Origin of the sequence: Aeromonas sp. s5, from assembly GCF_040907865.1 — a bacterium.
Lineage (GTDB): Bacteria > Pseudomonadota > Gammaproteobacteria > Enterobacterales > Aeromonadaceae > Aeromonas > Aeromonas dhakensis.
Window position 1 is genome coordinate 48,676 of record NZ_JBFOCO010000017.1, and the last position, 21,213, is coordinate 69,888.

Sequence of the window (21,213 nt, forward strand, 5' to 3'; positions counted from 1 at the left end):
CGATCAGGCATCGCCCATCGCCAGCAGGGAGGCGTTGCCGCCCACCGCCGTGGTGTTGATGGTGCGAGTCTTCTCGGTAATGAAACGGCTCAGGTAATGAGGGCCGCCCGCCTTGGGACCGGTGCCGGAGAGGCCCTGCCCGCCGAACGGCTGCACCCCGACCATGGCGCCGATCTGGTTGCGGTTGATGTAGACGTTGCCCACATTGATGCGGCTCGCCAGCTCCTCGGCATGGGATTCGTTGCGGCTGTGGATCCCCAGCGTCAGGCCGTAACCGGTGCCGTTGATATCCGCGATCACCTTGTCCAGATCCCGGGCGGCGTAGCGCACCACGTGCAGGATGGGGCCGAACTGCTCGCGGGTCAGCTCGCGGATGGAGCCGATCTCCAGCGCGGTCGGCTGGACGAAGTGGCCCCCCAGGGTCACCGCCGGCATCGGCGCCTGCGCGATCAGGCGGGCACGCGGGATCATGTGCACCAGGTGTGCATCCAGCCCGGCCTTGGCCTCGGCGTCGATGACCGGGCCGACGTCGGTGTTGTGCTCGGCCGGGTTGCCCACTTTGAGCTCCTGCAGGGCACCGGTGAGGATCTCCAGCACCCGCGGCGCGATCTCTTCTTGCAGGTAGAGCACCCGCAGGGCGGAGCAGCGCTGGCCGGCGCTCTGGAAGGCGGCGCTCACCACGTCGCGCACCACCTGCTCCGGCAGGGCGGTGGAGTCGACGATCATAGCGTTCTGGCCACCGGTCTCGGCGATAAGCGGCAGGATGGCGCCATCGCGCTGGGCCAGGGTCATGTTGATGAGCTTGGCGGTCTCGGTGGAGCCGGTGAAGCAGACGCCGCCGATGCGGGCATCCGCCGTCAGCTTGGCACCCACGGTGGCGCCGTCACCCGGCAGCAGTTGCAGCACGTCACCGGGAATGCCGGCCTGATGAGCCAGGGTCACCGCCAGGTGGGCGATGAGGCCGGTCTGCTCGGCCGGCTTGGCGATGACTGTGTTGCCGGTGGCCAGTGCCGCGGCGACCTGGCCCAGGAAAATCGCCAGCGGGAAGTTCCACGGGCTGATGCAGACAAACACGCCGCGGCCCTGCAGGAACAGCTCGTTCATCTCGCCGGTGTAGCCGGGCAGCAGGGTAGCCTGCCCCATCAGGCCACGGGCCTGCACCGCGTAGTAGCGGCAGAAGTCCACCGCCTCGCGCACCTCGTCGATGCCGTCCTGCAGCAACTTGCCCGCCTCGCGGGTACACAAGGAGATGAACTGCTCGCGGTTCGCTTCCAGCAGATCCGCCAGCTTCTCAAGGGCGGCTGCACGCTCGCTCACCGGGGTCTCGCGCCAGCGCGGGAAGGCGGCATGGGCCGAGGCCAGCGCCTGCTCCACCGCCTGCTCGTCGGCCCAGTGGATCTTGCCCACTAGCTGGCTCACATCCTGCGGGCTCAGCACCACGCGGGCCTCGTTGCGCTTGAGGGTCTCGCCATCGACGATGGGGCCCGCCAGCCACTGCTTGCTCTCCAGCTCCTTCAACTTGGCGAAGAAGGGGCGCTGGATGGAGACGATGTTCATGTTGACGCCGCTGGAGTTCTTGCGGTCGCTGAACAGGTTCACCGGCTGTGGAATGCGGTCGTTGGCCAGACTGGAGTAGCGCTTGAGGGTGCGCAGCGGGTGCTCGGCCAAAGAGTCGACCGGGGTGTTGGGGTCCACCAGCTTGTGGACAAAGGAGGTGTTGGCCCCGTTCTCCAGCAGGCGGCGCACCAGATAGGGCAGCAGATCCTTGTGGGCACCCACAGGCGCATAGATGCGGCAGTGCAGACCTGGCTGCTCGTTCAGTACCGCGTTGTGCAGCTCCTCTCCCATGCCGTGCAGGCGCTGGAATTCGAACTGGCGATCGCCGGCCATCTCCAGAATGCTGACCACGGTATTGGCGTTGTGGGTGGCGAACTGGGGCGAGATGAAGCCGCGGGTCGGCTCGCTCAGCAGATAGCGGGCGCAGGCGAGGTAGGAGATGTCGGTACCCGCCTTGCGGGTAAACAGCGGGTAGCCGGGCAGGCCGGCCTGCTGGGCATATTTCAGCTCGCTGTCCCAGTAGGCGCCCTTCACCAGACGTACCGGAATGATATCTCCCAGCTCGCGGGCCAGCGCGGTGAGCCAGCAGAGTACCGGCAGGGCGCGCTTGGAGTAGGCCTGCACCACCATGCCGAGCTTGCCCCAGCCACGGTTGGCGTCGGAGCGGTAGAGCTGCTCGAACAAGTCCAGGGAGAGCTCGAGGCGGTCCATCTCTTCGGCATCGATGCTGATGGCCACGTCCTTGTCGCGGGCCAGACGCACCAGTCCCACCAGCCGCTCGCACATCTCGCCGAGCACCCGCTCGCGGTTGGCCACGTCATAACGCGGATGCAGCGCCGACAGCTTGATGGAGATGGAGGGGGCCGGGCCGCCGTCGCTGATGCGCTCGCCGCCCACCGCCTCGATAGCGCGCTGGTAGTCACCGAAATACTTGTCGGCATCGGCCAGGGTCAGGGCGGACTCCCCCAGCATGTCATAGGTGTGGGTGTAACCCTTCTCGCGGGACTTGCGGCTCGCCTTGAGGGCTTCCTTCATGTCGCGCCCCAGCACGAACTGCTTGCCCATGATCTTCATGGCGGCGTACATGGCGGAGCGCACCACCGGCTCCCCCAGCTTGTTGACCATGCGGCCCAGCAGGTTCGCCGGGTTGCCGTCCAGCTTCTTGTCCAGCTTGATGATCTTGCCGGTCAGCATCAGCCCCCAGGTGGAGGCGTTCACCAGGGTGGAGTCGCTCTTGCGAAAATGGGACGACCAGTTGGCGCCGGAGAGCTTGTCCTTGATCAGGGCATCGGCGGTCTCGGCATCGGGAATGCGCAGCAGCGCCTCCGCCAGGCACATCAGGATGATCCCCTCCTGAGTATCCAGGCTGTACTCCTGCAGGAAGGCGTCGATGCCGTCGCCGGAGCCGCTCTCCTTGCGCACCTTGGTCACCAGGGTGCGGGCACGCTGGGTCACCCGTTCCAGCGAGGCGCCATCCCCCGGCAGCATGGCCGACAGTTCGGCCAGATAGGCATTTTCATCCACCACGTAGTTCTGGGTGATGGCTTCGCGCAGGGCGGCCAGATCGGAGGGAATGTAGTCAGCGGCAAGCACTTGGGTAGCTTTGAACATATGGGGTCTTCCTGTACGCCCTAGGGCTGATATCGACGAAGGCGGTCGTGCCGCCGAAACGCCGATAATGTATACAATATCAACCCATAGATGAAATGAAATTGTTGCCTGTTATTAACAAAGATCGCTGATTGGCTCATATGGCGCACTATATCGGCGCCATATGCCTACCAGGCAAAATTCATCGCCTTATTTTGTATACAATTTTTCGCAAGGCAAAAAAGAAGGGTCGCCATGGCGACCCTTCACTCTGCTGCCGACAGCGGTTGTCAGTTCATCCAGCGATCACCGCGACTGCGACGACGGGGCAGCATGGGCAGCAGGATGCCAAGCAGGATGCCGCCACCCACCATGGCACCACCGCGGATGAACCAGTCCATCTGCATATCGTGCTCCTGGTTGTCGTAGCTCTGGGTCAGGGCATCGTTCTGTTCCTTGAGGTTGCCCATCTCCTCGCCCTGGCTGGCCAACTGGGCCTTGAGGGTGGCGATCTCCTTGCTCTGCTCGGCGATCTTGCCATCCTTCTCGGCGAAGCGTTTCTCGTTGTCACCGTTGAGGTTCAGCAGGCGGGCCTTGGCCTCCTCCAGCTCTTTCTGTACCTGGGGCAGCCGCTCGCGCAGGCTGATCTCGCCCTGCAACTCGCTGCTCTTGATCCAGCCCTCACGGCCGCGACCGTCCACCACCTGGGTAAAACCGGCCTCGTTGTTCACTGTCTTGACGTCCAGCGGCTCACCCGCCTTGACGCTGCCAAGGATCCGGTACTGGGTGCCCGGACCATTGTGAATAAAGGTAAAGATGTTGTCTGAAACATAGCGGGTATCGGCCAGTGCCTGTTGGGCACACAAGCAGATCAGGATCCCGAGAAGGGCGCGCATGGTCGATCGGTTCTCTTCGTTTGGTTAGGTGACTGGCGAATGTTAAGCCGCCGGCGGGTCAAAGGACAAGCAAAGAAAAGGGCTCCCCCCCGAGCTGAGAGGTGGCTCGCAACTTGTCTCTATCGCGACGCGACCATTCCGGACGCCGCTGCCTATTTCTGTTTCAGTGCCTTCACTTCGGCCCGCAGGGCTCGCAGCTCCTGCAGCAGCAGATCCTGCTGTGCGCTCTGGTGATGGCGCCACTTCTCCAGCTCCGCATCCCCCCGTCCCGGCTGCAGGAACAGGCTGGCCATGAAACCGCTGATGGCACCGAACAGACCGACCCCGAACAGGATCAGCAGGCTGGCGACGAAGCGCCCCTCCTCCGTCTTGGGCACCAGATCGCCATACCCCACGGTGGAGAGGGTCACCAGCGTCCACCAGAAGGCATCGTAGGGAGTCTGGATCTGGCTGCCGGGCTGGCCCGACTCGACCCAGTACATCACCCCTGACCCCACCCCCAGCAGCAGGAAGAACAGAAACAGGATGCCGGAGAGGGTGGTCTCGTTGCGCTCGCGGCGAAACATGGCCAGCAGATCCGGCTGATCCCGCAGCAGCTGGTAGATCCGCCACAACTGGATGAGTCGGGCCCAGCGCAGCTGCTCCACCATGGGCAGACTGCCCGGCAGATAGAACCAGTTGGCCTTGAAGAAGGCCATCCGGTCGGGGGCCCGGATCCAGCCATAGGCGAAGTGACCGAGGAAGAAGTAGCAGATCAGGCTGTCGACGTCATAGAAGAGCTGCAGGGTCTGGGGGGCCAGGGTTTGATGACCCCACCAGCGGGCCGTGACCAGCACAACCGAGATCACCGACAGAAACGCCATCAACAGATCCATGGCGCGTAGATGAGTTAAGTGATGGCGCATACATTTTCCCACTTTAGGCACGGTGCGAATTAATAAAAAGGAAGATAATGCCGATAGCCCTGAGGACAAAGGAAAACCGGTCATTAAAAGGAGAAATATTATGCAGTTAAACCCGCTGGAGAAGCGAATGAGCAATATCCGGCTGGTACCCAAAGTGGTACTGCTCATGGTGTTCAGTACTGTGCTGCTGCTGATCAAGCTCTGGTTCGACGCCAGCAATCTGGAAACCACCCTGCTCAGCGAAGGGATCGCCCCCGACAAGGCAGACACCATCGCCAACAGCCTGCTCTGGACCGGGCTGATGGAGACCGCCATCATGGGGCTGGTCTTCGTGGTACTGCTGCTGACCGGCTCGCGCCTGATGGTCAAGCAGGTGCACTATCTGGTGGGCCTGCTGGAACGCTTTGCCCGCAAGGATCTGAGCCACCGGGTGCTGCTCAAGTCCCGTGACGAATTCGGCGACATCGCCAAGGCGGTGGCCCACTCCCAAGAGAACCTCAAGGAGGTATTCGGCACCCAGCGCGTCGCCTGCAAGGAGCTCAACGACATCGCCTCCCAGGTGACCCTTTGCATGGAGGAGGCCAACGAGGCCATCAGCGAGGAGTTCACCCAGATTGAGCAGCTGGCCAGCGCCATGAGCCAGATGGTGGGCGCCATCCGCGAGGTGGCCGCCCATGCGGAGCAGGCCTCCCACGCCACTGCCGAAACCAGCCAGCTGGCGGAAGAGGGGAGCCGCTGCGTGGCTGCCACCGTCAACACCATCGACACCCTCTCCGGCAACATTCAACGCTCCTCCACCGTGGTCAACCAGGTGGAACAGGGGGTCGATCAGATAGGCTCAGTGGTCGACACCATTCGCGGCATCTCGGAGCAGACCAACCTGCTGGCGCTCAACGCCGCCATCGAAGCCGCCCGCGCCGGTGAGGCGGGCCGTGGCTTCGCGGTGGTCGCCTCCGAGGTACGGGAGCTGGCCAACCGGGCCCAGGCCGCCACCGTCGAGATCCAGAAGATGATCGAGCAGCTGCAGGGCAACGCCCGCCAGGCGGCCGAGCTGATGGCCCAGAGCGTGCTGCAGGCCGACAAGGGAGTGGAGCAGGTGACCCAGGCCGGCGACCAGCTCGCCACCATAGTGCAACGGGTACAGGGGGTGGCCGACATGAACCGCCAGATCGCCGCCGCCTCCGAGCAGCAGAGCTCGGTGGCCGAGGAGATGAGCGGCAACCTGGAGCAGGTCAAGCAGGTGGTGGAGGGTTCCGTCGTGGTGCTGCGCGAGCTGCAGGAGGCTTCCGAACTGGTGGAGCGCCACAGCCAGACCCTGGATACCCATATTCAGGCCTTCAAGCTGGCCTGACGGGCGTCATCTCACAGACAGGAAGAGATGGGCCAGCCCCTGGACAGCACTCATTATCCAGCCCCTCAAACTGGCCTGACATAGGGCCGCTGTTGTTGAACGCCGCAATCCGGTTAGACTGGAAGGCCCCCACGAGGGGCCTTTCTTTTTTCATCGCGGCAAGGAGCCAGGATGCAGACCACAGTACTTGCGCTTGAAATCAGCGCCGACCAGGGGCGGCTCGACGTGCCGCTGATCCACCGTTTCCTGTCTGAACAGGCCTACTGGTGTCGCGGCATTCCCCTTGCCACCCTGCAGCGGGCCATCAACCATTCGCTCTGCTTTGGCGGCTACCTCGGCGCTCAGCAGGTCGCCTTCGCCCGGGTCATCACAGACCGGGCCACCTTCGGCTATCTGGCCGACGTGTTCGTGCTGCCAGAGTATCGCGGCCGCGGCTACAGCAAGGCACTGGTGGCAGCCATACTCGACCATCCCGAGCTGCAGGGATTGCGTCGCCTCTCCCTCGCCACCTCCGATGCCCACGGCCTCTACGCCGGTTTCGGCTTCGTGCCGCCAGCAAGCCCCGGCAGCCTGATGGAGATCTACCACCCCGATATCTACCAGCGCACCTGAATGGTCGGCTGCCGATAATTCCCGCCGGATCATGCTTCTCGCCCCTGCGCTGTGACGCGGGGGCCCGACAGTGCTAGATTGGCAGCCAGCTTTTTATCCGGCAGTTTCGTTAATCACAAGGACGGCAACCGTGGCCCAGCACTCTCCCTCTTTCTCCGCCTTCTCCCCCCTGCTGCAGGAGCTGGCCCAGCGCCACTGGCAACGGCTGACTGAACTGGCCCCCGACTACGGCACGCTGCCCGAGCCGGTGCGCCAGACCCTGCTGACCCTGCTCGGCCTCTCCGATTTTGTCGCCGACTCTCTCTGCAAACAGCCGGAATTGCTGACCGAGCTGCTCGCCTCCGGAGATCTGGATCAGGCCGAGCGCTGGCCCGCCTACCAGCACGATCTGACCGCCCTGCTGGCCGAGGTGGACGACGAGGAGGCGCTCAAGCGCATCCTGCGCCAGTTCCGCCGCAGCCGCATGCTGGTGATCGCCTGGCGCGAGCTGCTGGGCCACGCCGAAGTGGAAGAGAGCTTTATCCACCTCACCAAACTGGCGGATACGCTCATCTGCTCTGCCCGCGACTGGCTCTACGCCAAGCAGTGTGGCGAGCTGGGCACCCCGATGGATGGCAACGGCAACCCGCAGCCGCTGCTGATCCTCGGCATGGGCAAGCTGGGGGGCGGCGAGCTCAACTTCTCCTCCGACATCGACCTTATCTTCACCTTCCCCGAGAACGGCTACACGGTGGGCGGACGGCGCGAGCTCGCCAACCAGCAATTCTTCATCAAGCTGGGCCAGCGCATCATCAACGCCCTGCACCAGAGCACGGTCGACGGCCAGGTGTTTCGGGTCGACATGCGGCTGCGCCCCTTTGGCGACGCGGGGCCGCTCGCCATCTCGTTTGCCGCCATGGAGGATTACTACCAGCACCACGGCCGCAACTGGGAGCGTTACGCCATGGTCAAGGCGCGGGTACTGGGGCCCCAGTGCGAACACGCGGTGGAGCTGGCCGAGATGCTGCGCCCCTTCGTGTTTCGCCGCTATATCGACTTCGGCGTCATCGACGGCCTGCGTCAGATGAAGGCGATGATCGCCGCCGAGGTGCGCCGCAAGGGGCTGGAGGGCAACATCAAGCTGGGGGCTGGCGGCATTCGCGAGGTGGAGTTCATCGCCCAGGCGCTGCAGCTTATTCGTGGCGGGCGTGAGCCGGCACTGCGGGTGCGCCATCTGCCGGAGGCACTGGCCGCCATCGCCCGGTGCGGCGCCCTCGAAGCCGACCACTGCGACCGCCTGCTGACGGCCTATCGCTTCCTGCGCCGGGTCGAGAACATCTTGCAGGAGATCGGCGATCAGCAGACCCAGACCCTGCCCACCGAGGAGCGGGATCGCCAGCGGCTCGTCACCGCCCTCGGCTTTACGGACTGGGGTGCCTTCATGGCCCATCTGGATGAGGAGATGGCCGCCGTCCATCAGGAGTTCGCCGCCGTGGTGGGGGAAGAGAAGGAGGCACCCGCCCATCTGGAGCAGCTCTGGCTCGATCTGTGGCGCACCGAGCTCGACGCCGCCGAGCTGGAAGAACTGCTGACCGCGCAGGGGGTGGCCGAGCCCGCCCCGCTCTGCGGTGCCCTGCTGCGCTTCAAGGAGGAGTACAAGCGCCGGCAGGTGGGGCCGCAGGGGCGTATCGCGCTGGACTGGCTGATGCCGGAGCTGCTGCGACTGGTGGTCGCCAGCGAGCAACCTGCCCGCCTGTTCGAGCGGGTGTGCGAGCTGCTGACCCGCATCTTCACCCGCAGCGCCTATCTGCAGCTGCTGGCGGAGAACCCGGGCGCCCTGCGCCAGCTGGTGCGGCTGTGTGACGCCAGCCATCTGGTGAGCGAGCAGCTGGCCCGCTACCCGATTTTGCTGGACGAGCTGCTCGACCCGCAGCACCTCTACCACCCCACCCCGCTCGATCAGTACAAGCCCCAGCTGCGCCAGTTCCTGCTGCGCATCCCCGAAGAGGATGTGGAGCAGCAGATGGAGGCGCTGCGCCAGTTCAAGCAGGTGCAACTACTGCGCATCGTGGCGGCCGACATCGCCGGCGCCCTGCCGCTGATGAAGGTGAGCGACCACCTCACCTGGCTGGCGGAGGCGATCACCGAGGAGGTGGTCAATCAGGCCTGGGCCCAGATGAGCGAGCGCTACGGGGTGCCGCCCGAGGTGGCGGTGAGCGGCCAGCGCGGCTTTGCGGTGGTGGCCTATGGCAAGCTGGGCGGCATCGAGCTGGGCTACGGCTCGGATCTCGACTTGGTGTTCCTGCACGGCGGCGACCCCAACAGCTACACGGATGGTCGCAAGCCCATCGACAGCCGCCAGTTCTACCTGCGTCTGGCCCAGCGGATCCTGCACCTGTTCAGCACCCGCACCCCGTCCGGCATCCTCTACGAGATCGACATGCGGCTGCGCCCCTCCGGCGATTCGGGCCTGCTGGTCTCGTCGCTGTCAGCCTACGAGCTGTATCAACAAAACGAGGCCTGGACCTGGGAGCATCAGGCGCTGGTGCGGGCCCGTCCCATCTATGGCGATGAGGCGGTGATCGCCGAGTTTGCCCGCATCCGCCGCGCCGTGCTGGCCAAGGAACGCGACCTGCCGACCCTGGCCCGCGAGGTGCGCGAGATGCGCCACAAGATGCGGGACCACCTGCTGAAAGCGGGCGCTGGAGAGTTCGATCTCAAGCAATCCCCCGGCGGCATGGTGGACATCGAGTTCATCGCCCAGTACCTGGTACTGGCCCACGCCTGCGGCGAACCCGAGGCGCTCACCCGCTGGTCCGATAACGTGCGCATCTTCGACGAGTGCGTGCTGGCGGGGGTGCTGACCCTGGAGCAGGCGGAGGGGCTCAAGCACGCCTATCTGGAGATCCGCAACCTCGGTCATCGCCTCAACCTCTCGGAGGTCTCCCGCAAGGTGGGAGACGACCAGTTGCTGACCGAACGAGGCCATGTGCTGGCGGTCTGGCAACAGCTGCTGGGGGAGTAAACAGCAGGGGCGCCGAGGCGCCCCTTTTAATTGCTCTTTGCGACAATGAGCCAAATATTCTTCACATAAAACTCAATAGCGGTGAGCTAGATCCTGTTTCAGGCATACAAACCTTGGAATCGTATGGCACTTTGCTGAATATAAGCAGAGGTTATGGGTATCCAGTCTCCATTATTCAGCCCGGAAATGATGGAGGGGAATATAGCGTTAAAAAGTACCACCTTGCCGCCATACAGAGAGGAAGAAATGGATTTTTCAGAACAGCTACAGAGTCTATCCAAAAAAATTGCGCAACAAGCATCGATGATCACTACTGAAGAAGCGACCAAAAATGCCTTTGTCATGCCATTTCTCAATCGTGTTCTCGGTTATGATGTCTTTGACCCCACCGAGGTAATCCCCGAGTTCACCGCAGATACCGGTATCAAAAAGGGAGAAAAGGTTGACTATGCCATTCTGAAGGATGGCCAGATTCAAATTCTTGTTGAATGTAAAAAATATAGTGAAAAGCTGTCTGCAAAACATTCAGGCCAACTCTTTCGTTATTTCTCGGTCACCAATGCCAGAATTGGCATTCTCACCAATGGTGCTCAGTATGAATTTTATACCGACCTGGATGCACCAAATAAAATGGATGAAAAGCCATTTCTAACATTGGATCTTGAGGACATAGATGAGCATGTCGTTCCTGAGGTATTAAAACTGACTAAAACCGCCTTCGATGTTGAGTCCGTTGTTGATGCTGCAGGAGAACTTAAATATCTTAGCCAGATCAAAAAACTACTTGCCGAGCAATTTGCTTCTCCAGAAGAGGATTTCGTCAAATTCTTTGCATCTCGTATTTATGATGGCGTACTGACAGCCAGGGTGAAGCAGTCGTTCACTGATATCAGCAAGAAAGCACTGAACCAATTCCTCAACGATAGCATCAATGCAAGATTGAAGTCTGCAATAGGTAATAGTGTCAGTACTTCAACTGTCTCATCAATCTCAGAGAGCGATCTGCCTGGTGACAACAGCGAAAATGATAACAATAAAGAAAAATCCAGAGTAGACACCACTATTGAAGAAATGGAAGCGTTCAATGTGGTTAAAGCAATACTCAGACAGCAATTTGATGTCGCCAGGATTGCCCCCAGAGATACTCAAAGTTATTTTGGAATCCTGCTGGATGACAATAACCGGAAACCACTTTGCAGATTACATTTTAACTCTCGCCAAAAATATATAGGCCTGTTTGATGAGGAAAAGAAAGAAACTCGACATCCGATTGGCTCAATAGATGAGATTTTCACTTTTGCAGATCAACTGCTTCATACTACTGCCGTCTACGAATAATCCTGCTATCAGGGGGAGAGACCTCCCCCTTCACTTCACAATAGAGTGCCTGTCACTGATTCAGGCCGGGCCGTGATCCATCACTGTCTCCACCAGCACCTTGTTGAAACGCAGATAATCCTCCTTGTCGAGCGGGGCCGGATAGCTCAGCACCCGCAGCGCATGTCCCTCGCAATCTGGCTGATAGGGCGGGTGCACGTGGTCATGCTCGTTCAGGCAAAAACCCAGCGACTGGTAGAAGCGCAGCCGACGAAGGGAAATCTCGTCCTCTGGCGGATCTATCTCCAGGATGACCGGGCGCCCCGCCGTCTCGCAGAAGGCGGCAAGCAGGCGTGAGCCGTGGTTCTGGCCGCGCAGGGCCGGGTTGATGGCCAGATGCTCGATGTAGATCTGCTCACCGCAGTCCCACCAGAAGATAAAGCCGAGCAGCTGCTCGCCCTGATAAAAGAGCTGACAGTGAAAGCGGGAGTCTCCCATCTTGCGTTGCTGATGCTGCGGCTGGCGCTGTTCGTAGCGGGGAAAGCTGCTGCCGTAGATCTGCCAGACCAGTGGCCAGTCCGGATGGGATATCTCTCTTGCGATTTCACTTCGACTCATTCATCTGCTCCTTGGTAAAACCACAGTGATACCATCTTTATCCGGCCCAAACACCCCTCTCTTTCACTACCGGCGCGTCCCCGCCTCCCGGCCAAAACGCACAGAGCCCGCACGGGGCGGGCTCTGCATGGCGATAAAACAACAGGGCTAGGCTATTTGAACAGGCCCTTGAGCAGCTGATCGGCCACTCCCTTCACCCCTTCGTTGTCGGCCTTGTCACCCAGCAGCTTTTTGAGACCGCGCTCGGCCTCCTTGCGGGCCTTCTCCTCCAGCAGCTTGTTGTTGCTGAGCAGTGCCTTCACGTCGAGCCGGTAACTCGGCGCCTGCCAGTGGCCGCCGATGCGCACCGGTATGGTGATGTCCTTAAGCTCGTCCACATCCTTGCCCCCCTGCCCCTTGCTGCTCTCCACCACGGAGGTGAGGAACAGGAAGTCGAGGGTCTCCGGCACCAGAGCGGTCTGGCCCTGCCCCTTCACCCGCAGAGCGGGGGCGAACAGCTGGATGTCGTCGCTCTGGGCGACCCCGTCGGCAATCCGGAAGCTGGCGGTGAGGGCGCTGAAGTCGGTCTTGCGCGCCTCCTTCACCTGATCCGCCCCCTTGCCGGTCAGGGTGGCCCGTGCCTCGCGGATCATCTCAGCCAGGTTGATGCCGTGCAGGGCACCATCGCTCAACTTGAGGTTCACCTTGCCCTGCATCCGGCTGCGCAGCGCCAGTTCGGAGAGGCCGGCCCCCTGCACCTCGACCTCGAGATCCCCCTTGCCCTCCAGCAGATCGGTCTGGGCCAGGGTCTGCAGCAGCGGCCGCACATCGACCCCCTGTACCCGCTTGTGGGCCTGATAGCGAGCCGGCTTTTGCCGCGCATCGAGCACGCCGCTGGCCGTCACCTTGCCACCGGCCACGCCGGCGCTGAACTGCTTGAGGGTGAGCTGGCCACCGGCCAGGGCGAGCTGCAGGTCGACGGCGCTCAGATCCAGTCCCTTCAACCGCACACTGCCCAGCTGCAACCGGCCGGCCAGATCCACCGACTTGAGGGCGGTCAGATCCGGTTCGGCCGTGGAGAGCGCCTTGGCGGCGGGGGCGGCGGCCTGCGCCGTCGTCCCGGCCGGGGCTGCAGCGCCCGAACTGGCCGCGGCGGGCGCGGCCTTGGCCGGCTGACCGAGCCAGCCGTCAAGATCCAGTGCCTCTCCCTTGAGGTCGAATTCCACCCTAGGCACGGCGCCCAGCTGCACGCTGCCGTTGCCACTCAGCAGGGCGTCATCCACCCCCATCACCAGGTTGGTCAGGGTCACGCTCTGCTTGTCGAGCTCGGCACGGGCAAAGCCTGCCAGCTTCACCTGCAGTTGCGGGCGCGGCAGGGCATCGCCGCTCAGCTTGGCGGCCAGCACGGCATCCGATATCTCCAGCAGTTGCCGGTTCTCATCGAGCCGCGCCTTGAGGGTTCCCTCCAGGGTGCCGGCCAGGGTCGGCTTGTCCGCCGTCCCCTGGGCACCTTGCAGAGTGAGGGTGAGGCTGCTCCACTCTCCCAGCGCCAGCCGATCGGCCTTGAGGGAGAAAGCATCCAGCCGCTGCACCGGGTCCTTCAGGCTCCCCTCCAGGCTGAGATCCTTGAGTTCGCTGCGGCTCTCATCCTGGGCCAGCTTGAGCTGGGCCTGCCCCTTGAGATCAAAGGCCAGCTCCCCCTGGGCCCCCTTGGCGGCCAGGGTCACCGGCACCCACTGATCCACCACCAGCTGACCCAGGTTCAGGTCCAGCTGTTCGAGGCGGGAGACGGTGCCGTTGCGATCGTCCTGCAGCAGGGCGCTGGCCTGTTGCAGCTCCACCCCCTGCAGGCTGATCTGCCAGGGCTGCTTGTCACTGGCGGCCGGGGCAGCCGGCTGACTCTCGCCCGCTGGCGAGGCATCCGCCCCCTGTTTGGTCGTCTTGATGAGATCGCTCAGGTTGGAGCTGCCGTCAGCCCTGGTCTGGATAAACAGGTGGGCGCCGCTCAGGGTCACCTTGCCTATCTCAAGCTTGTGGGAGAGCAGCGGCAGCAGGCCCACCGAGGCCTCCCCGCGCTCGAAGCGCACCAGGTCGGGCTCGGCGAAACCGGCGGGGTTGCGCAGCGCCACCTTCTCGAGAGAGAGGCCAAGGCTCGGCCAGAAGCGCCAGCCGATATCTCCTTGTATCACCAGCTCGCGGCCGGTGCTCTTGCGCACCTGATCCACCAGCTGAGGCTTGAACTGATTGGGGTCGATGAGGGACACCAGGGCGGTGATGGCCACCACGGCCGCCAGCGCCAACCCCAGCAGGATGTAGATGATCTTCTTCACGATGAACTCCTTGAATGCGGATCTTGTGACTGACTATACCACCGGGGGGATAACAGATGGGGCCCGTCTGCCAAAACGGGCCGCCGGCGAGACAGGGATGGTCGCAGGTCGGCGTTCAAACGCGCGGCAATAAAAAGGGCCCCGCAGGGCCCTGATGATAGTGGATGGTGGATGGCTGACGCCCGTCTCGCCCGGATCAAGGTTGACGCGGCAGTTCCCGGTAGCCCATCTCGTACAGGGTGAAGGCATAGATGTCCGCACTCTGCTCGATCAGTTTCGCCACCGGCGTACCCGCCCCGTGCCCGGCATTGGTCTCGATGCGGATGAGCTGGGGATGGGGGCCGGCATTGTCGGCCTGCAGGGTGGCGGCAAACTTGAAGGAGTGGGCCGGCACCACCCGATCGTCGTGATCCGCCGTGGTCACCAGGGTCGAGGGGTAGCTGACCCCGGGTCGGACGTTGTGCAGCGGCGAGTAGCCCTTCAGGTAGTCGAACATCGCCTCGCTGTCGGCGCTGGTGCCGTAGTCATAGGCCCAGCCCGCCCCGGCGGTGAAGGTGTGGTAGCGCAGCATGTCGAGCACCCCCACCGCCGGCAGGGCGACCCGCATCAGATCCGGCCGCTGGGTCATCACGGCCCCCACCAGCAGGCCGCCGTTGGAGCCACCGCGGATCGCCAGCCGGTCGGTGCGGGTGTAACCCTCGGCCTTGAGGTACTCGGCCGCCGCGATGAAGTCGTCGAACACGTTCTGTTTGTTCTGCTGGGTGCCCGCCAGGTGCCAGGCCTGGCCGTACTCACCGCCCCCGCGCAAGTTGGCCACCGCATAGACCCCCCCCAGATCCAGCCAGTTGGCCACCGACACGCTGAAGCTCGGGGTCAGGCTCACGTCGAAACCGCCATAGCCGTAGAGGATGGTCGGGTTGCTGCCATCGAGTTTCAGCCCCTTGCGGTAGCTGATGATGAGCGGCACCCGGGTGCCGTCCTTGCTCTGGTAGAAGCGCTGCTCGGAGACGTAATCCTCCGGTTTGAACGGCGCCGCCGAGGCACGATAGAGGCTGATGGCGCCGCTCTTTGGCTCGAACCGGTAGAGAGTGGGCGGCTGGGCATAGTTCTCGAAGCCGAAGTAGAGGGCGGGGTCGTCGTGCTTGCCGTTGAAGCCGCTGACGCTGCCAAGGCCGGGCAGCGCCACCTCGCGCACCCGCTTGCCCTCGTAGTCGAACTGCTCGACCCGGGCGGTGGCATCCACCATGTATTCGGCGAACAGATAGCCGCTGCCGCTGTGCACCGTCAGCACCTGCTGACGCTCGGGGATAAGGTCGCGCCAGTGGGCCAGCCCCGGGTTGGCGGCATCCACCGTCACCAGCCGGCGGTTGGGGGCGTCCCGGTTGGTCAGCAGGTAAAGGGTGCTGCCCTGGTTGTCCACCAGGCTCACGTCCGCCTCCAGATCCCCCTGCACCGTCAGCAGCGGCGCGTTCTCCTGGCTCAGATCCTTCACATAGAGGCGGTTGCCGGAGGTGGAGTTCGCCGCCGAGATGAGCAAGAAGCGGTCATCTTCGGTGACGGTCGCCCCCACATAGCGGTGGTGCTGGGCCGGGATGGCGCCGAACACCAGCCGGTCATCCTCCTGCGCCGTGCCAAGCCGGTGGAAATAGACCTTGTGCTGATCGGTCCTGGCCGACAGCTCGCTGCCATCTGGCTTGTCGTAGCTCGAGTAGAAGAAGCCCTCGTTGCCGAGCCAGCTGATGCCGCTGAATTTCACATCCTTGAGGGGCGCCTCCAACGGCTGCTTGCTCTCCACGTCCATCAGGTGGATCTCGCGCCAGTCGCTACCCGCCAGCGACAAGGAGTAGGCCAGGATGCGGCCATCGCGGGAGAAGCTCAGCTGATCCAGCGCCGTGGTGCCATCGGGGCTGAGGGTATTGGGATCGAGGAACACCTCGGCCGGCTTGCCCTCCAGCTGGCGCCACAACACGTTCTGGTTCTGCAGGCCGTCGTTCTTGAAGAAGTAGTGGTAGCGCCCCTCGCGAAACGGCGCCCCCTCCTTGGCGTAGTTCCAGGAAGAGGCCAGCTTCTCCTTGATGGCGGCGCGATACGGGATCTGTGCCAGATAACCCTGGGTCACGGCGTTCTGGGCCTTGACCCAGGCCTCGGTCTCGGGGCTGCGATCATCCTCCAGCCAGCGATAGGGGTCGGCCACGGCCTGACCGAAGTAGTGATCCACCTGCTCACCCTGGCGGGTGACGGGGTAGTGAAGGCGCGTTTTCCCTGACATGGCATCCTCTCTGGTTGGCTGGCCGCTGCACGCACACAGCAGTGACAGGGCCAGCAGGCTGACAATCGCTCGCATCGATGCGGCTCCCTGCGGTTTCAGTGAAGCGGGCAGGTTAGCAAAGAGTGCCGGATGGCCCAACCCCCCAGCGGGTGACCAGGCGACATGAGCGGGAAACCGCCACAACCCGGAGCTATCGGAGTCATATGAATTTTTTCGCTTAGGTTTGCCAGTTTATTTTGTTTGTTATCCGGCACTTGGGTCACAGGATGGAATAAGCGACTGACCATCTCGACTCATTCAGGATAAAGCATGCCGTACAGCTACCTATCACATCTGCGTTGCAGCAAGACCGACGAGGTTGTGGATGCCGATCAGCCCCAGCAGCTGAGCCCGGTCGGCGCCCCCTTGCTGGCCAGCTACGACCTCGAGTCCCTGAAGCAGGCCTGGCATCCGGCCGCCCTGCTGGGGCGCCCCGCCAGCCTGTGGCGCTACCACGAGCTGCTGCCGGTGCGCGACCCCGCCCAGGTGGTCACCCTGGGGGAAGGCTTCACCCCGCTGTTGCCGCTGCCGCGCCTCGGCAAGCAGGTCGGCATTCCGGATCTCTGGATGAAGGATGAGAGCCTCACCCCCACCGGCTCCTTCAAGGCCCGCGGCGCCGCGGTCGGCGTCTCCCGCGCCCGCGAACTCGGCATCACCCACTTCGCCATGCCCACCAACGGCAACGCAGGTGCGGCCTGGGCACTCTACGGCGCCCGCGCCGGCTTGCGCAGCACCATAGTCCAGCCGCAGGCGGCCCCCGCCATCACAAGGCTGGAGAGCGCCCTGGCCGGTGCCCGCCTCTATCTGGTGGACGGCCTCATCAGCGACGCTGGTCGCCAGGTGGCCGAGGCGGTGGCGCAGCAGGGGCTGTTCGATGCCTCCACCCTCAAGGAGCCCTATCGCATCGAAGGCAAGAAGACCATGGGGTTTGAAATCGCCGAGCAGCTCGGCTGGACTCTGCCGGACGTGATCCTCTACCCCACCGGCGGCGGGGTTGGTCTCATCGGCATCTACAAGGCGCTGCGGGAGTTGCAGGAGCTGGGCTGGGTGCAGGGGCCGCTGCCGCGCCTGGTGGCGGTGCAGGCGAGCGGCTGCGCCCCCATCGTCCAGGCCTGGCAGCAGGGGGAGCGCGAGTCGCGCTTCTGGCCCGACTCCCAGACCCTGGCGTTCGGCATCAACGTGCCCAAGGCACTGGGGGATTTTCTGGTGCTGGACGCCCTCTATCGCACCGAGGGCTGCGCCGTCGCGGTGGAAGATGGCGCCATCCAGCGCGAGCTGCATCAGCTCGCCTCCCAGGAGGGCTGCTTCGTCTGCCCGGAAGGGGCGGCCGCCTTCGCCGCCGCCCGCCAGCTGCGGGAAGCGGGCTGGATCCAGGGGGGCGAGCGGGTGGTGGTGCTCAACACCGGTGCCGGCATCAAGTACCCGGACGCCATCACGGTCGTGCCCCAGCGGCTGCGCCGCGACGGGAGGATCCCGGCATGAGCTTCGACTGGTCCTTTGTCCTCACCACCCTGCCGGCGTTCGGCCAATCGGTCTGGGTTACCTTGCAGCTCGGCGCCATCGTGATCCTCACCTCGCTCGCCGTGGCGCTGCTCAATGTGACGCTGCAAAGCCTGCATCGGCCCTGGCTGAACAGGGTGATCCGCGCCTATGTGGAGCTGGCCCGCAACACGCCGCTCTTGATCCAGCTGTTCTTTCTCTACTTCGGGCTGCCGGCGCTCGGTCTGTCGCTGTCGGGCTTTGCCACGGCGGTGATCGCCATGACCTTCCTCGGTGGCGGCTACCTGACCGAGGCGCTGCGGGCAGGGGTGCAGGCCGTCCCCCCCAGCCAGCTGGAGGCGGGGCGAGCCATCGGCCTCTCCCGCTGGCAGCTGCTGCGCCACGTGCAACTGCCCCAGGCCTGGCTCGCCAGCCTGCCGGCGCTCTTTGCCAACTTCATCTTCCTGCTCAAAGAGACCACGGTGGCCTCGGCGGTGGCGGTGCCGGAACTGCTCTACACCACCAAGAACTACATCGCCCTCTACTACAAGACCTACGAGATGCTGGCGGTACTGACCTTGATGTGCGTGCTGATCTTTCTGCCGCTGTCGCTCGCCCTGCGCGTCGTTGAAAGGAGGCTGCAACATGGTCAGTTCGGTCATTGAGCAACTGATGAAGGCACCTATTGTCCTGCTGCCGCCGTCACTCGCCACCCATGCACAAAGAAGGAGGGCTCGCTATGGCCAGTCCGGTCACTGAGCAGCTGACGCAGGCGCTACCGCTGCTGGCGGTGGGCGCGGGCCAGACCCTCGCCATCTCCCTGCTCGCCATCCTGTTCGCCACCCTGGGCGGGGTCGGTTACGGCGTGCTGGCCCAGCAAGGGGGAAGGCTGACGCGGGTAGTGTTGCGAGTCTATCTGGAGCTGTTTCGGGTGGTGCCCGTGCTGGTCTGGCTCTACCTCTTCTTCTTCGGGCAGCCGATCTTCTTTGGCCTGGATATCCCGGCCTTCTGGTGCGCCGTGCTGGTGCTGACCCTGTGGGGCGCCAGCGAGGTGGGAGAGGTGGTGCGCGGCGGCCTCAACTCCCTCGCCCGCGGCCAGCAGGAGGCCGGCCTGGCGCTCGGGCTCTCTCGCTGGCAGCTCTATCGCCACGTGCTGCTGCCCCAGGCGCTGCAACGGCTGACGCCGCCCACCATCAACATCTACACCCGCATCATCAAGACCAGCTCGCTGGCGGTGCTGATCGGGGTGGTGGAGGTGATCAAGGTGGGCCAGCAGATCATCGAGCGCACCTATGGCTCGCTGCTCATCTACGGTCTGCTGTTCCTGTTCTTTTTTCTGGTCTGCTATCCGCTCTCGCTCGTCTCGCGCCGGCTGGAGCAACAATGGGGTAATGCGGTATGACACCTCTGCTTGAGCTCAATGCTGTCAGCAAACAATTCGGCCACAACCGGGTACTGGATGAGGTCAGCCTCACGGTGCACCCAGGGGAAGTGATCGTCATCCTGGGGCCGAGCGGCTGCGGCAAGAGCACCTTGCTGCGCACCCTCAACGGGCTCGAACCCATTCAGGGGGGCGAGATTCGCTTCGATGGAGAGCGGCTGGATGCCAGCACCGACTGGCAGCGGGTACGCCAGCGGATCGGCATGGTGTTCCAGAGCTATCACCTCTTCCCCAACCTGACGGTACTGGAGAACGTGCTGCTCGGCCCCCTTCAAGTGCAAAAACGAGAGCGGCAGGAGGCCCTGCTGCAGGCGGAACAGCTGCTGACCCGCATCGGCCTGTGGGAGCGGCGCCACGACTATCCGCGCCAGCTCTCCGGCGGCCAGCAGCAGCGCATCGCCATCGTGCGGGCGCTCTGCATGAACCCGCAGGTGATGCTGTTTGACGAGGTGACCGCTGCGCTGGATCCCGAGATGGTGCAGGAGGTGCTGGAGGTGATCCGCGATCTCGCCGGCAGTGGCATGACCCTGCTCATCGTCACCCACGAGCTGGCCTTCGCCCAGGCGGTGGCGGATCGCATCGTCTTCATGGACGGCGGCCACATTCTGGAGCAGGCCGCCCCCCATCAATTTTTCGAGCACCCGCGCAGCCAGCGTGCCCGCCAGTTCCTCGCCAAGTTTTCTTATACAAATGTCATCAAACGAAAGGAGTCAGCATGAAAAAGATCACCTCGGTTCTGTTCAGTGCCCTGTTGGGACTGGGTCTCGCCAGCGGCGCCGCCCATGCGGCGGACGGCTCCCTCGCCAAGATCAAGGCGCGGGACAAACTCATCGTCGGCGTCTTCACCGACAAGCCCCCCTTCGGCTATGTGGACGAGAAGGGCAACTACGTCGGCTTTGATACCGATCTCGGTCGCCGTTTCGCCAAGGATCTGCTGGGGGACGAGAACAAGGTCGAGTTCGTGGCGGTGGAGCCCGCCAGTCGCATCCCCTTCCTGCAGAGCGACAAGGTGGATCTCATCCTCGCCAACATGACGGTGACCCCGGAGCGGCGGCAGGTGGTGGACTTCACCAACCCCAACCTCAAGGTCGCGGTGCAGGTGCTGGTGCCGGAGAAGAGCGCCGCCAAGGGGCTGAACGATCTCGCGGACAAGACCCTGATCGTCACCACGGGCACCACGGCCGACATCTGGCTGACCCGCAACCACCCGGAGTGGAAGGTGCTCAAGTTCGAGAAGAACACCGAATCCCTGCAGGCGCTGGCCCAGGGCCGTGGCGACGCTTATGCCCAGGACAACCTGGTGCTCTTCAGCTGGGCCAAGGAGAACCCGGGCTATCGGGTGTTGCCCGAGAAGTTGGGCTCGGAAGACCCCATCGCGCCGGCGGTGAAGAAGGGCAATATCGAGCTGCGTGACTGGGTCAACGACCGTCTCGCCAAGCTGGGGGAAGAGAAGTACCTGCTGAAACTCTACGACCAGTATGTGCGCGAACACTTAAGCGCCGATACCGATCCGAACGACGTGATAGTGGAAGGAGGCAAGTGGCAGGGCTGAACCTGCGAAGTGCTGAGAGTGTGATGTGTGAAGTCTTGGTTCCGTTGGTCCGCAAACCGCAAGGTTTGACCTTTCAGGCGTCCCCCTCGAGTGGCGCCTTTTTTTCGCATGGGAAAAAGAACCGGGCCAGGGGCCCGGTTGAAAACCCGCGCAGAGCAGGCTGTGTCACGTCGATGACACGGTTCAGGCTGCCGGACTGGCACGGGATGCCGTCCGGCCAATTCGCCGCGCCGCCGGGGGCGGGATGAGCCCTCGGCAACGCCGGCGAATGGGG

Annotated in this window: 15 protein-coding genes; 9 read left to right on the forward strand and 6 right to left on the reverse strand. The window is 63.4% G+C overall.

The genetic code is table 11. From position 1 onward, the window contains the following. Positions 1-3: 3 nt before the first annotated feature. From putA to AB5Y94_RS10950, 3 genes are all read right to left on the reverse strand, one after another. Positions 4-3,168 carry a bifunctional proline dehydrogenase/L-glutamate gamma-semialdehyde dehydrogenase PutA gene (putA, locus tag AB5Y94_RS10940; RefSeq protein ID WP_368205499.1) on the reverse strand — a complete coding sequence of 1,055 codons (3,165 nt, stop codon included), beginning with the start codon at positions 3,166-3,168 and terminating at the stop codon, positions 4-6. A gap of 269 nt (positions 3,169-3,437) precedes the next feature. Beyond that, a complete protein-coding gene (locus tag AB5Y94_RS10945; RefSeq protein ID WP_216973871.1) occupies positions 3,438-4,043 on the reverse strand; it encodes a TIGR04211 family SH3 domain-containing protein in 606 nt (201 codons plus the stop codon). Between the two features lie 152 nt (positions 4,044-4,195). Continuing rightward, on the reverse strand, positions 4,196-5,017 hold the full coding sequence (locus tag AB5Y94_RS10950; RefSeq protein ID WP_017782385.1) for a potassium channel family protein: 822 nt from the start codon (positions 5,015-5,017) through the stop codon (positions 4,196-4,198). Between the two features lie 31 nt (positions 5,018-5,048). On the opposite strand from AB5Y94_RS10950, the gene AB5Y94_RS10955 reads away from it, so the two are divergent. From AB5Y94_RS10955 to AB5Y94_RS10970, 4 genes are all read left to right on the forward strand, one after another. Continuing rightward, positions 5,049-6,299, forward strand: a complete 1,251-nt coding sequence (locus tag AB5Y94_RS10955) for a methyl-accepting chemotaxis protein (RefSeq protein WP_368205500.1) — start codon at positions 5,049-5,051, stop codon at positions 6,297-6,299. 171 nt (positions 6,300-6,470) lie between these two features. After that, positions 6,471-6,911, forward strand: coding sequence for a GNAT family N-acetyltransferase (locus tag AB5Y94_RS10960; protein WP_368205501.1), 441 nt, complete (start codon positions 6,471-6,473; stop codon positions 6,909-6,911). Positions 6,912-7,041: 130 nt separating this feature from the next. Beyond that, a complete protein-coding gene (glnE, locus tag AB5Y94_RS10965; RefSeq protein ID WP_368205502.1) occupies positions 7,042-9,915 on the forward strand; it encodes a bifunctional [glutamate--ammonia ligase]-adenylyl-L-tyrosine phosphorylase/[glutamate--ammonia-ligase] adenylyltransferase in 2,874 nt (957 codons plus the stop codon). A 246-nt stretch (positions 9,916-10,161) separates the two neighbouring features. Next, on the forward strand, positions 10,162-11,253 hold the full coding sequence (locus AB5Y94_RS10970; protein WP_026139109.1) for a type I restriction endonuclease: 1,092 nt from the start codon (positions 10,162-10,164) through the stop codon (positions 11,251-11,253). Positions 11,254-11,313: 60 nt separating this feature from the next. On the opposite strand, the gene AB5Y94_RS10975 is transcribed toward AB5Y94_RS10970, so the two are convergent. The 3 genes from AB5Y94_RS10975 to AB5Y94_RS10985 all read right to left on the reverse strand — a co-directional run bounded on the left by AB5Y94_RS10975 (position 11,314) and on the right by AB5Y94_RS10985 (position 16,503). Next, complete coding sequence (locus tag AB5Y94_RS10975; protein ID WP_065017301.1) at positions 11,314-11,850, reverse strand: GNAT family N-acetyltransferase; 537 nt, start codon at positions 11,848-11,850, stop codon at positions 11,314-11,316. A 152-nt stretch (positions 11,851-12,002) separates the two neighbouring features. After that, complete coding sequence (locus AB5Y94_RS10980) at positions 12,003-14,159, reverse strand: AsmA family protein (protein ID WP_368205503.1); 2,157 nt, start codon at positions 14,157-14,159, stop codon at positions 12,003-12,005. Between the two features lie 196 nt (positions 14,160-14,355). Continuing rightward, positions 14,356-16,503, reverse strand: a complete 2,148-nt coding sequence (locus AB5Y94_RS10985; protein ID WP_368205504.1) for a prolyl oligopeptidase family protein — start codon at positions 16,501-16,503, stop codon at positions 14,356-14,358. Between the two features lie 234 nt (positions 16,504-16,737). Between AB5Y94_RS10985 and AB5Y94_RS10990 the strand changes: the two genes are divergently transcribed. The 5 genes from AB5Y94_RS10990 (at position 16,738) to AB5Y94_RS11010 (ending at position 20,939) form a co-directional block, all read left to right on the forward strand. Beyond that, complete coding sequence (locus AB5Y94_RS10990) at positions 16,738-17,949, forward strand: threonine synthase (RefSeq protein WP_368205505.1); 1,212 nt, start codon at positions 16,738-16,740, stop codon at positions 17,947-17,949. Next, positions 17,946-18,611: an amino acid ABC transporter permease gene (locus tag AB5Y94_RS10995; protein WP_368205506.1), complete on the forward strand. Its 666-nt coding sequence runs from the start codon at positions 17,946-17,948 to the stop codon at positions 18,609-18,611. The genes AB5Y94_RS10990 and AB5Y94_RS10995 overlap by 4 nt, the downstream gene beginning before the upstream one ends. 74 nt (positions 18,612-18,685) lie before the next feature. Continuing rightward, the gene (locus AB5Y94_RS11000; RefSeq protein ID WP_368205507.1) at positions 18,686-19,348 is read left to right on the forward strand and encodes an amino acid ABC transporter permease; all 663 of its coding nucleotides are present in this window, start codon (positions 18,686-18,688) and stop codon (positions 19,346-19,348) included. After that, on the forward strand, positions 19,345-20,106 hold the full coding sequence (locus AB5Y94_RS11005) for an amino acid ABC transporter ATP-binding protein (RefSeq protein WP_336291455.1): 762 nt from the start codon (positions 19,345-19,347) through the stop codon (positions 20,104-20,106). The genes AB5Y94_RS11000 and AB5Y94_RS11005 overlap by 4 nt, the downstream gene beginning before the upstream one ends. Continuing rightward, positions 20,103-20,939, forward strand: coding sequence for a transporter substrate-binding domain-containing protein (locus tag AB5Y94_RS11010; RefSeq protein WP_139398077.1), 837 nt, complete (start codon positions 20,103-20,105; stop codon positions 20,937-20,939). Before AB5Y94_RS11005 ends, AB5Y94_RS11010 begins: the two co-directional genes overlap by 4 nt. The last annotated feature ends 274 nt before the right edge of the window (positions 20,940-21,213 follow it).